The organism is Anaerostipes sp. 992a, assembly GCF_001940245.1.
Taxonomy (GTDB): domain Bacteria; phylum Bacillota; class Clostridia; order Lachnospirales; family Lachnospiraceae; genus Fimousia.
Map to the genome: position 1 here is coordinate 1,427,395 of NZ_MJIG01000004.1, position 12,553 is coordinate 1,439,947.

Consider the following 12,553-nt stretch of genomic DNA (forward strand, 5'->3'; position numbering starts at 1 on the left):
TCCTATATTAATCTTACTGACGGAACATGATCAACCTGACTTACTTAGTTAGGATATCAACAATAATATTCATTACTATAACTAGATAAATACACATTCTATACTCTCTAGTTTCTGGAACAAACCAAGTTAAAACCAAAAGAATAAGTGCTATAATTGATAAAATGATATTGATGATTTTAATCTTTTCTTTTTTCATTTTCTTTTCCTTTTATTAATTTTTATTCTAATCAGCATGTTCTTTAATATAAATACCAATTCCTACCACTGCTAATATGGTTATAAATCCGCTTATAATGCCACCATACTTATCGCAAAGATGAGGAAATTCAAAATACAGTATTATATCAATAAGAATCAACACATCTAATAAAATTTCTGCTAATTTTTTCATCCTGTTCTCCTTCCATATTGTATTTCATAATATATAACAATACAAATATAATAAATGTCTCAAAAACTCGTTTAAAATTGCTTCTACCAGATTTTTTGACCAAGAATAATTATCATTATAAACCTTAACTTTTAAAAAGACTGCCATTGTAAGAATTATGATGCCTATCGTCATAATCATCTTTTTGTTTACTTTTACCTTAGCCAATAATCCTGTATAATAATCATAGATCATCCCATATATTTCTTCTCCACATCACTAAAAGGTCCATAATAAATTTTACTTCCTGATTTTTCATATCCACGAACTTTTATATAATATGTCCTTTTTTTCTTTAGCTGTTTTCCTGTCATATATAGACAATCACTTGCTCTTCCAAGTCTTTTATATGTTCCATTTCTACTGGTTGAATAATAAACTTCAAATCCTCTGCACCAATTATCCGACCAGGAAATTCTAAATTGCGTTTTCCGATTGGTGATACCTAAATCCTTTACCTTTGAAGGAATTGCCCGTTTCGATATCTTCTTACTATAAGCCGCTTTCGTATTTTTCTCATTCCCGATTGCCTTTATACGATAATAATATACTTTTCCAACTGATGTCTTGCTGTCCTTATATGTTACCGTTTTATTTCCTTTTGTCTTACCGATTCTTTTATATTTTCCACTGGAAGAAGTACTCCTATAGATTCCATATCCATCCGCTCCCGCTACTCTGCTCCATGAAAGCTTAATCTGCTTATTCTTATATGATCGTGCGATCAAATTTTTGGGTGCGGTCAATCTTGGATAAGAACTTGACAGTAAATATATTGAATTATGTTTAATTTTATATTGTGCATAAAGATCCTCTTCTACTTTGACATTCTCATCCAAAATATCACCACTTCCATTCGAATAATAGGTAAGAATTAAATTATTATGAGAAGTCTGATACTTTTCATATAAATATTCATAATTTACTCTCATTTCTACTGTTCCCGGAAGTTCTCCATTATTGGCATACTGCATATATAGAATATATTTGTCATCTGCATAACCATATTCTTTACCCGATGTGCGCCTTACCTTAACAGTAAGATCTATATCCTTACATTTATTCTTTTTTATATTTTTTCCGTTAAATATCCACTGAACATCTTCATCTTCAAATACAAGAATCTTATCTTGTCCTGCAATAGCTTCAAATAATTCTTTTGCTGCTGTCTTTTCATATCTACATTCCAATACTACTGTTTGACCAGATTCCATCTCTTCAATCTTTTTCAACGCTGCAGATACATTACCCACACTTCCATAATAAACCGTATCAAAAGAACTGGAAATACTTATTTTTCTAGTGTCAAACTGCTCTTTGTCACTTGTGACTTCTATGGAATTATGCTTTCCATTTCGCCCATCCACTGTCATCTTGTATAATTCCCACTCTTCATTTCCAAAAAATGGGCTCACCGGAAAGGATAGCTTATGAGTTCCAGACTTTATCGGATCTTCACTTTTCCATTCAAGATATTTCATATCCCCATCTTCATTTTTTAGCCAAAGACAAATCTCATCTACTCCTTGTTCATCGCAGTTTATATCAACAACCGCTTTTAATAAATCCGGTGCTTGTATCTTTGTCTCCTCATATTGGAAAGACATAATCTCTGGAGTCTGATTGGCGGTATTTACTACAAATTTTGTATCAAATTGTTCCCATTCTGGAGAATCTATGTCATATCCAGCTACATTATCGTTATTATCGCTTACTTCGACGTAAATAATTTCATTTTCTCCTAATTTTGCATTTGAGATATCAACTTCCATTTTTATTTTTCCATTTATCTTTTTATCGTTTTCTGTAAAAGTATAAGAATCTCCCCATGAATTAGAATTTTTTCCAACGTCTATCGTAATATTATGAATTCCGCATCCCATCTCTTCAATATCTAGCTCTATTTCTAAGGGTTCAGACGCATCTATATCCTCAGACTGACAAATTTTCATTCCACGAAGGATAGGCGGATCTAAATCTTGATCTGGATTATCATCAAATGCTGTTTTTATTACATTCATTTCTTGTGTACTATTTTTTAATGCCGCATCACTCTCTTCCGTATACGAAACAATGTTACTACCACCATCATGAACGTAAATTCTTTTTAATTTGAATATCCCAGAATGTATCTTTTTCGTATTACAGAATTGCATTTTTACTTTGGTTTTTCCTGTAAACAAGATCCGATTTCCTGTGGTATCATAGTTATACGTTGCATCAAGCTCTTCTCCATAATCATTGCACATTATAATTTCAAATTTTGTTACTCCAGATTCTTCTTCCTCCAAATCCACTTCCACTTCTAATTGTTCTGTTGCATCTATTTGATCTGGATTACATATCTTTATGTAGTTAATCACCGGTGGTGTCTTATCATATCCTGCTGATGCCATTACAGAAACCGAAAAGTTAAAGACTAAAATTACTACCAAACATATACTAATCCATCTATTTTTATTTTTCATCATACTCTCCTCCATTGATAATAATACTTTCTCCATCCATAATTTCTCTCTCATCATCGTATTTTTCTTTTATTCTTATTGGTGAAAATATCATTTTTTCAATATCTTTTTTCGGTATTTCATAATAAATACTTCCACTATATGACCCATCACCATTTTTATCAGCAACTGCTCCAAGATCCGCATAGGTCATATCATTTTCATCTGAAAATTGGAATAAAAAGAAATCCTCATTTTTACTTTTCCACTGATATTTTACTTCCATATACCATATGTTTTCAGTCACTTCTGTGATTCGATAGTCTGTTCCATCTTTTCCGTGCTTCCATACCGAATCTGTTTTTCTTTTCTTTAAAGAATGGACAGACTCTATTGGAATTTGAATATTTAACGGCTCTTCCCACATAGAATCTTGTCGTTCTTCTAAAAAAGTAATTCTGCAATTCACTTTCTGTTTTTCTAACTTCTTCAACTTTTCTTTCTGCTTTGTTTCAAAGGAAACAACATAAAGCTTTCCCTCTGTTGAAACTGGCATATATACACACTGATCAAAAGAAATCTTCCATCCATTTGAAAGCTGCATCTTACAGGAATCCGGATATATATTTTCTGATTTTCCCTTCTTCTTAATTTCATATCGAACAGTAATTCCCTGATCTGTAATAACTCCATCCTTTATCCAAATTTTACTTCCACTTTTTGTGATTATTTCCTTATTTAGTACTATTTTATCCTGTTGTGTTTCTATTTCATAAATACAAGAAAAGTTATTATAAAAATTTTCAAATATATCCTTCACCGCAGCTGCAATGGGTGTCCGAAATAAAAATATTCCAATACAAAAAAGCAGCGCTGCTGTAACATAGGCTATCTTAGGTGAATATCTATTCCGGCTGTTTTTTTTATGTTTTTTCTTCCCTTCTTCTTGAATCTCCATCAACTGATTCAGCAATTTCTCCTCAAATCCTTCTTCTGCTTTCACATAGGACAACATATCACAATATTGATCTATGATTCTATCCACTACACTCCCTCCTTTTCCAAATAATCTTTTAATTTTTTTCTTCCTCTGGACATCCATGTTGTAATCGTTGATACCTGTCTATGAAGAATCTGCGCTATTTCTTTCACTGAATATCCTTCATAATAATACAGATACATCACTGCTTTATATTTATCTGGTAATATTTCTAATGCTTCCAATAAGCCATACTCATCTTTCTCAAATTCCGGAATATCATAGGTCAGTGGAATTTGTCCCCGTCTTTTTGTTGCTTTTATATAATTAAGAGAAGTATGAATTGTCACACGAATCAACCATGCTTTTTCATGTATTTCATTCTCAAATTTTGGTTTTTTTGTAATTAACTTTATCATCACTTCTTGTACAATATCTTCAGCATCAGGAATATTTTTGGTATAAGTAAATGCCAAACGTACCAATGAAGGCGTATATGTTTTAATAATTTGGCTTAATTCTTCTTTTGTGTACACTTTTTTCCTCATATTCTTGTTTTCCTTAATTCATAAATTTCTTTTCTGAATTCATTTCATATATTATACAATTGAACTTTTTAAAATGTCTCAGTACTTAAATTTAATTCATATCTTTCATCTATAGAAACTACGACCATTTTCAATTTTTATTTTTTCTTTTCCTATGATAGACTGTCAGTATCGAATATTAATTTCATGCATCTTTTTCTTTTTTTAATGTTTGTTTGTGTGAATACTCTTTTTCTATTGTTTTTTCAATAGTTTTTTAGATAAGAGCATGAATTAATTTCAAGTCTGTCTCAATGGACTTGGACGAGAAAAAAACACCTATCCGCCAATAGGTGTTTTTTTTCTAAAATTTTCCGGTATGATTTTTTGTTTTTTACATATATTAATTCCAAAGGAGGAATCATATATGAGATTAAAAACTTTTGATTGCATTGCTTTGACCATTACGATCATTGGTGCTGTCAACTGGGGACTGATCGGTTTCTTTAATTTTAACCTGGTCTCTTTTCTTTTTGGCAGCATGAGCTGGCTTTCTAGAATCATTTATGCTCTTGTAGGACTCTGCGGTCTCTATCTTATTACTTTTTATACTTCCAACGGAAATACGGATGCTTCAGGCCAATCATAAACTGTTCATAAGAACCCATTCAAAGGCGAGAAGCATTTCCATCTAATATAATAGCCCAATCTGGATGACTATCCTAATTGGGCTACTATTCTATGTTACTATGATTGAGTCAGGAATATCGAAGGATTTCACTTACGAACCAAGTCATAAACTGCTACTGTTCCCCCTACTTCACATGCTGCCAGAAGAAGTGCTTCACCAGAAGGACTTTTACCAGCAGGAACAAATTTCAAACCTTCAGGTGAATCATCTACTGCCACATCAGAAGAAAAATCACGAGAATTGATATAATTTATATAGGAAACATCTGCAGGATTGGTAATATCATAAGCCATCACACCACCAATACGCTCCAGTGTAACAAAAGCATAGGTTCTTCCTTTGATCTTACCAGATGTAACCGTTTCTGCTTCAGGTCCTTTTTTACCAGAACGATCATCGATTGTCAGATCATCATTGGAACAGTTGAAATATTCTGGTAAATATGCAGCTGTCTTTGCCTCAAAATCATTTCCGCTGTCAAAGCACTCTTTCAACCCATTCTTTGTTACCTTAAACATGGTAAAGGATCTTCCACCAAAGAGATAATCACATCCTTCATCCAGTCCATCATAATCCTCTGCATCAAAAAATACTACTTTTCCTTTTAACCCTGAATTATCAGCAGTGATTGCCCCAGTAGGTGATGTTTTATTTTTTCCAAAATTGCGCTCATCCTCATTCAGGTATTCTCCCCATTCTCTGGAATCACCTTCATTTGCAGTCAACAGATAATCTCTTCCCTTGATATTGACCAGAGAAACAGCATCTGGCATTCGAATTCCTCTTAAAGAATCATATGTCTGAGGTTTATATTCTTCATCCTTTTTATCAATATCCACTGCAACCTTTGAGTAATCTTCAAATCCAGTAGAAAAAATATTTTTAAATTTATTTGCTGATAAATCCAACACAGCAACTGCATTTGCTTCCTGTAGTGTCACATATGCAGTCTTATTGTTACATGCAATGTATTCTGGCTCCAAATCCACAGAAGGAGCAGTATCCTTCTTCAAAACAATGTTTTTATTTACAAGATCGCTACGTGCTCCTTCACTGTCATAAGCACCAAATCCTGTCGTTACAGCAGAATACCCCTTGGTTTTTATTACAGTAACAGATCCTGCCGGGTCCACAGTCCCATCACCGTATCCTTCCCGCGGCTCTCCTTCATTTGCAGTCAGAATTTTTTTCCCATCTGGTGTAAAAGTGATCATATCCGGCTGAACACCTGTTTCAACTATTCGAAGCAATGTAAGGGAGCCATTACTATTGCAAGTAAAAATTGCTGCCCTACCATTATCCGCATATCCTTCTGCCTGGATTGCCACTGCCAGTGTCTTTCCATCTGGTGATACTGCTACAGAAGTCATATCCCCATATGCAAAATTATCCTCTTCGACCAATTCTCTTACATTGATATCACGACCGCTCAAGGAAACAAGAGATTTATTAGAAGATATCTTTTTCATGGAAATAGCAGTAAGTACTCCTTTCTGTCCATTGACAGCATATGCATAGCCATTCTTATAGTTATAATCTACAATTTCCATAACACCGCCGTCTGCATTCGTCATGCCACTATCATATCTTGCAACCTGAGTCATGTTAAGAGAAGTGTTATTATTCTCAAACCCTGTCGCCTGGGCAGACTGCTTGCTGGCAGCTAATGTCTGTGGGCAAAAACTTGCTGCCATAACAAAAGCCAGCGACAATGCGCCTAACCGTCCACATAATTTTCTTTTCATAATGTTCTCCTTCTTTCTTATAAATTTCAATTACAATTAAATTTCAATTACAATTAAATTTTAATCATAATTATAGAGATGCATCATGAAACATACATGGGAATACTGTAAAATTTTTGTAAAATGAAGGCCGACGCAGGGGATTTTTATACAAAAGAACAAAGCAGGTATCATAGACTATGTACAAATCAAGGTCAGAATCTACTGCTCAAGCAATAAAAAAAGCGACCTCTAATTTCTTAGAAATCGCTTAAATAAAAGATTCATACACCATTAGGGATTCGAACCCTAGACAAATAGATTAAGAGTCTACTGCTCTACCAACTGAGCTAATGGTGCATATTTTTTCCAACGTTTTTCAACGCAAGATTTATTATATATGATATTCTCAAAGAATGCAAGTACTTTTTTATTTTTTTTTCAAAATTTCCTCCAATTCACATAAGGAACGGACAAAGCACTTCATCCTTGGATTCTCATAGGCAAGACGAATCCAAAAAAGCCTGCATTTTTTTCGCATGGAAAAACCTCTTTTTCTTTATTCTATTCACTGGTCTCCCGATATGCTACCAGACGGCAGATTGGTTTTCCTTCATTGACAAATCTTGTTTCATATTCTGTCATTACATTGCCTTCTACATATTCGCTATTATGAAGGTCAAAGGTATGATTCTTTAACTTCCATCCTGCCAGAGGTACCTGCTCCAATGAGAAATCAAATAAATCCCGGTTATCTGTCTTAAAGATCACTACTCCATCCTTTTTCAGAATCTGATTATATCTTTCAAAAAATTCCTTGGATGTAAGTCTTCTCTTGGCATGGCGGTCCTTTGGCCATGGATCTGAGAAGTTTAGATAAATCTGATCAATTTCTTCTTCTGCGAAAATATTCGGAATATCTTCGGCATCCATTCTGAGGAAATATACATTATCCCCTTCATATTCTTCTCTTTTTTCCAGTGCACGCACCAGTACGCTGGAATATTTCTCAATTCCAATATAATTAATATCCGGATTGTCCTGGGCAAGCTGCATTAGGAATTTTCCCTTTCCCATACCGATTTCTAGATGGATTGGATGATCATTGTCAAATAGCTCTCTCCATTTTCCCTTTTTCTCTTCTGCATCCTTGATCACATATGGATTGGCAGCAATCGTTTCCCTTGATCCTTTTACATTTCTTAATCTCATCTTCATTCTCCTTTGCATGGCATCTATTTTGCCAATTCAACCTATTTTAACATAGAAAAATTCAATTGAAAATGCCCCTGCGTTGACTTTTTTCGACAAGTTCTTTACAATATGAAGTATCATACAAAAAGGAGAACAGCCATAATGAAAAAGTTAAGTTTTTTTCTTGTCATGATTCTCACTCTGCGGATATTTACTTTTCATATCTATGCGGATGATCACGGCACTTCCATTTGTGATACAACACAGACCAATCAGCCCTCAGTAACAGCCAAATCGGCCATTTTGATGGATGCCAATTCCGGTGAGATCCTCTATTCCAAGAATATCAATACGAAGCGGTACCCAGCTAGCATCACCAAGATCATGACAACCTTAGTTGCCATTGAAAACTGCAAATCCCTCTATGAGACAGTTACTTATTCTGAACATGCCATTAACAGCATTGAACCTGGCAGCAGTCAGATTTATATCCTTCCTGGAGAGAAGCTCACGTTAGAGGAAAGCTTATATGCCATCATGCTGGAATCTGCCAACGAAGCCTGTAACGGTGTAGCCGAGCACATCGGTGGATCTATTGAAGGCTTTGTAGATATGATGAATGCGAAAGCGAAAGAGATTGGATGTACCAATACACACTTTATGAATCCCAACGGACTTCATAATGATGACCACTATGTAACTGCCCATGATATGGCATTGATCACAAAGACTGCACTTAGCAATCCTACCTTCCGTAAGATTGCTTCCACGATCAGCTACACAATCCCAAGTACCAACAAGCAAAAACAGCAGCGTCCATTATGGAACCATCATAAGATGGTGAAGAAGACCATGTTTAACTTTGACGGTGTAGAAGGCGGCAAGACGGGATTTACCGTTATGGCACGTAACACTCTGGTCACCTGGGCAAAGCGTGACGGTCTGGAATTGATCTGTGTCGTACTAAGAGACAATGGATATGAATGCTACGGCGATACCTTAAAGCTTTTAAACTACGGATATAAAAATTATAAGGCTTATACACCGCTAACTCATCATACCTTTGCTATTTCTGATTTTGAAAGTGAAAGCTCTGATCTTCTCATCGAGAATATAAAGACCTTCTCTCCATATACCCTGACCGTAGATGGAGATACCAGCTATTCTATTCTTATGAATAAATCTACCGATGCTTCTTCGATCCAAAAAGAAGTATCCTACGATGAGAAATCCAAATCTAATGTTTTTAACTTATATTGTAATAAGAAGAAAATTGGTTCTGTTCCATTTACCTTAACTATGGAAAGACCATAAATGCGGGTTTCTTTGACTATGGGATAATGTGTGAGAACGAAATCATTCCGGTCAGCAATCAAGCTACGGAGCTTCCAAATCTGATACATGTTTTCTCTTGTTTTACACCAGGATAGACGAAAACTTCTCCGAAAGCGACATATGCGGAATGTTAGAACAACCTGTTGGCTGGATTCTATCACCAGAACTGCTTCAGGCATCGAAGATGACTGTTTTCCATAGGACAGTTGGTAGGGAAGTTTACTTACCTTTCCAACTGTTATGGAAAAAAGGAATGCAGTTCGTCTTGTGCCATGCCAAGCCCGACTAGCGGAGCGGATTAGGGTTTGGCTCGGGGTAAATCCAGACAGCTTTGGTTGTTCTTACGTTCTGGCATCCTAGGCGCAGGAGGAGAAGTTTTTCTTCTACACTTAGTCTACAAAACCCAAGTTATCCTAAAAAAATAAGACTGTCACACAAAACGAAAATTTCATTTCATGCAACAGTCCATCTCTCTCCTAAGGAATAATCACCTTAACTGCTTTTTCAATAATTGACACTTCAATTGGAAGTCCATCTTCCAAGAATTCACCATCATAATCAATGGCTACATCCTCGCCTTCTACCAATTCAATTCTTATCTTCTTTGTCTGGAAATACTCAATATCCGGATGATTGTGGTGTTCTGCTGTCAATGCTTTAAACAACAGTTCTGGTGTATTTAATAACGTAACTTTCTTTAATACCAATACATCCAAATATCCATCCGATACCGATGCCTCTGGTGCTGCCTTATCAAATCCACCGACACTCTTGGAATTGGTAATTAAGAATACCAGTGCCTCCATCGTATCGGTAAGCTCTTCACTTTCGAATCTCAGTTTCAACTTTGGACCGATCATCTGCTTTGGAAGCTCAATGGCTCCTTCCAGATAATAAGCAAACTTTCCAAGCACTGCCTTATGATCTTTTGGGACCTTATATGCAATATCCGTCAAAAGGCCACCTGCCAGTACATTAATAAAATACTCATTATCCACCTTTCCAAGGTCTACTTCCTTGATCGTAAACTGCTCGATCATCTCTACGAATTTATCTGGTGTTTGAGGAAGCTGAAGATAGGTGGCAAAGTCATTGACCGTTCCAGCAGAAATAATCGCCAGTGGAATATCGCTCTTACTCAAATACAATCCACTTACTACTTCATTTAAAGTTCCATCGCCGCCAACAGCTACTACAAAATCATATTCTCCAGGCATCAGTCCCTGCACATGGATCTTGGCATCATCTTTTTTCTGTGTATAGAATACATCGATATGATTTACCATCTGCTTCATGACCAGCTTTGCAATGATCTCTTCTATCGTTGACATGATATTCTGCTTTCCTGAAGATGGATTAATTACAAATAACGCTTTCTTCATCCTTTGTCCTCCTAATTACTCTACCTATCCAAGAATTGTTCTAAAGCATAAGAATTCCTTTATTATACACCATGCAAAATGATATGTCTAACTATTTTACACGTCTTTCTCATCCTTTTTTCGCCCGTTCATCCCAGAATACACAGTCATCTCTACCAATGACTTTGGATGTAAATGGAGTTCCATCATTCTTCTTATAATGATTTGTGGCACGCAGAACATATTTAGAACCAATATACACAATCGGAACGTTAAAAAATACGATCAAAATATTTCCCAGATCGGAGAATGCCCACAAGTTGCCCAGCTCCAGACCTGCAATATTACACAAAATACCAAATGCTGCTACAAAAAGTGCAATCACCCTGACGCCATTAATAAATCCTTTATCCTTTCGAATCCGGTTGGCCGCAATCTCAGAGAAACTGATCATTCCAAGCAGACATGTATAAGCAAACATACAAAAACACAATGTAATCAAAAAGGTAATCATCGCATTGGCTGATGTTCCCGGTGTCAATACTGCAATAGATTCTGTGAACTTTGGAAGCTTGTCAAGTGCTGCCCATGCATCTGAACCAGGGCCCTCCCAGCAATGTGCCATAACCACAACAAAACCGGAGAGTGTACAGATAACTATGGTATCTAAAAATACTCCTAAAGATGCTAAAATCCCCTGTTCGCAAGGATGATTGGCATCTGCTGCTGCCGCTGACATGGTAATCGTACCCTGTCCAGCCTCATTAGACATCAATCCTCGTTTTACCCCTTGTGCCAGTACCGTACCAAACAATCCTCCGAAAAATGCATCCGGCTTAAATGCTCCTGTAAATACCGCACGGAAGAAATACGGCACAGAACCAATATTTAAAATAATCAATACAAGAACCGTTACGATATAAAGTACCGCCATCACCGGTACCATCTTATCGGTCCATTTAGTAACCTTTTTGATTCCTCCAAACGCAACCAACGCGGTAAGAACCACAATTGCTGCGCCTACCGCATAGTAAAAGGCAGAATCGGTTGGAATTGTCGTTCCCGTTACAATCTCTGCCATTCTTCCAACAGAAGAAACCACATTAAAGCCCTGTGCCGGAAGACAACAAAGGGCATAAAGGATATACAACAGCGATAAAAATACGCCGATCCATATCTGATTTCCCAACAATTTTCTTCCATAAAAAGGAAGTCCCCCAATAAACTCGTCATCCTTCTTTTCTTTGAATATCTGTGCCAGCACACCTTCCATATAAGCGATGGCCATACCAAAGAACGCAGAAATCCACATCCAGAATAAGGCTCCTGGTCCCCCAACTGCAATGGCACCGGTTACTCCAATGATATTTCCCGGTCCCACACGCATGGCGGAGCTTAAGAGAAACGCAGCCAATGGCGAAATCCCAGTCTCAACCCTTCTTTTTTGTGTCATAATTCCAATTCCCTTTTTGAAATAGGTGACCTGCATAAATCCTAATCGGAAACTAAAGAAAATCCCCGATCCTAAAAGCAAAATAATGGCAAATGAGAAATTGCCCAGAAGCGGAATGGATGAATACCATTCAAAGTTTGTTGGAAAATCCCATAAAAAATCTGATAATGGACCAACAAACGAAAAAATACCGTTAATAGATTCAAAAATACTTTGCAAACTTACCCTCTCCTTATTGTTTTTTTGCATCATCTAGCATTTCTATCATATCATGAAGAGATAGGCTTCACAATCCTGTTAGAACGACCTTTTTCATATTTTTATTGTTAATTAGTATTTTCCTGTAACTATTTACCTATATATAAATAGCTTATCATATTTCATAATTATTGAAGCCGAAGGACATGTA

General features: G+C 36.1%; 11 protein-coding genes and 1 tRNA gene. 3 read left to right on the forward strand and 9 right to left on the reverse strand.

Annotated elements, in window-relative coordinates; translation table 11 throughout:
- Positions 1-226: 226 nt before the first annotated feature.
- The 4 genes from BHF69_RS14200 to BHF69_RS11175 all read right to left on the reverse strand — a co-directional run bounded on the left by BHF69_RS14200 (position 227) and on the right by BHF69_RS11175 (position 4,407).
- On the reverse strand, positions 227-394 hold the full coding sequence (locus tag BHF69_RS14200; RefSeq protein WP_158022581.1) for a hypothetical protein: 168 nt from the start codon (positions 392-394) through the stop codon (positions 227-229).
- 230 nt (positions 395-624) lie between these two features.
- Complete coding sequence (locus tag BHF69_RS11165; RefSeq protein ID WP_143249536.1) at positions 625-2,904, reverse strand: fibronectin type III domain-containing protein; 2,280 nt, start codon at positions 2,902-2,904, stop codon at positions 625-627.
- On the reverse strand, positions 2,891-3,925 hold the full coding sequence (locus BHF69_RS11170; protein ID WP_075671557.1) for a hypothetical protein: 1,035 nt from the start codon (positions 3,923-3,925) through the stop codon (positions 2,891-2,893). Before BHF69_RS11170 ends, BHF69_RS11165 begins: the two co-directional genes overlap by 14 nt.
- Positions 3,925-4,407 carry an RNA polymerase sigma factor gene (locus tag BHF69_RS11175; RefSeq protein ID WP_075671559.1) on the reverse strand — a complete coding sequence of 161 codons (483 nt, stop codon included), beginning with the start codon at positions 4,405-4,407 and terminating at the stop codon, positions 3,925-3,927. Before BHF69_RS11175 ends, BHF69_RS11170 begins: the two co-directional genes overlap by 1 nt.
- 406 nt (positions 4,408-4,813) lie before the next feature.
- Between BHF69_RS11175 and BHF69_RS11180 the strand changes: the two genes are divergently transcribed.
- Positions 4,814-5,035 carry a DUF378 domain-containing protein gene (locus BHF69_RS11180; protein WP_075671561.1) on the forward strand — a complete coding sequence of 74 codons (222 nt, stop codon included), beginning with the start codon at positions 4,814-4,816 and terminating at the stop codon, positions 5,033-5,035.
- 128 nt (positions 5,036-5,163) lie between these two features.
- Here the strand turns inward: BHF69_RS11180 and BHF69_RS11185 are convergent, their stop codons facing one another.
- The 3 genes from BHF69_RS11185 to trmB form a co-directional block, all read right to left on the reverse strand.
- Positions 5,164-6,822, reverse strand: a complete 1,659-nt coding sequence (locus tag BHF69_RS11185; RefSeq protein ID WP_075671563.1) for a choice-of-anchor I family protein — start codon at positions 6,820-6,822, stop codon at positions 5,164-5,166.
- Between the two features lie 266 nt (positions 6,823-7,088).
- Positions 7,089-7,161 (reverse strand) — tRNA-Lys (locus BHF69_RS11190).
- Between the two features lie 204 nt (positions 7,162-7,365).
- Positions 7,366-8,013 (reverse strand): tRNA (guanosine(46)-N7)-methyltransferase TrmB, encoded by a 648-nt coding sequence (trmB, locus tag BHF69_RS11195; RefSeq protein ID WP_075671565.1) that lies wholly within the window; start codon positions 8,011-8,013, stop codon positions 7,366-7,368.
- A gap of 144 nt (positions 8,014-8,157) precedes the next feature.
- Here trmB and BHF69_RS11200 point away from each other — a divergent pair, with 144 nt between their 5' ends.
- Together BHF69_RS11200 and BHF69_RS14205 are read left to right on the forward strand one after the other, a co-directional pair.
- The gene (locus BHF69_RS11200; protein ID WP_075671567.1) at positions 8,158-9,309 is read left to right on the forward strand and encodes a D-alanyl-D-alanine carboxypeptidase family protein; all 1,152 of its coding nucleotides are present in this window, start codon (positions 8,158-8,160) and stop codon (positions 9,307-9,309) included.
- Positions 9,310-9,457: 148 nt separating this feature from the next.
- Positions 9,458-9,619 carry a hypothetical protein gene (locus tag BHF69_RS14205; protein WP_158022526.1) on the forward strand — a complete coding sequence of 54 codons (162 nt, stop codon included), beginning with the start codon at positions 9,458-9,460 and terminating at the stop codon, positions 9,617-9,619.
- Between the two features lie 187 nt (positions 9,620-9,806).
- On the opposite strand, the gene BHF69_RS11205 is transcribed toward BHF69_RS14205, so the two are convergent.
- Both BHF69_RS11205 and BHF69_RS11210 read right to left on the reverse strand, forming a co-directional pair.
- The gene (locus BHF69_RS11205) at positions 9,807-10,712 is read right to left on the reverse strand and encodes a diacylglycerol/lipid kinase family protein (protein WP_075671569.1); all 906 of its coding nucleotides are present in this window, start codon (positions 10,710-10,712) and stop codon (positions 9,807-9,809) included.
- Between the two features lie 109 nt (positions 10,713-10,821).
- Positions 10,822-12,363: an alanine/glycine:cation symporter family protein gene (locus tag BHF69_RS11210; RefSeq protein WP_075671571.1), complete on the reverse strand. Its 1,542-nt coding sequence runs from the start codon at positions 12,361-12,363 to the stop codon at positions 10,822-10,824.
- Between the last annotated feature and the right edge of the window lie 190 nt (positions 12,364-12,553).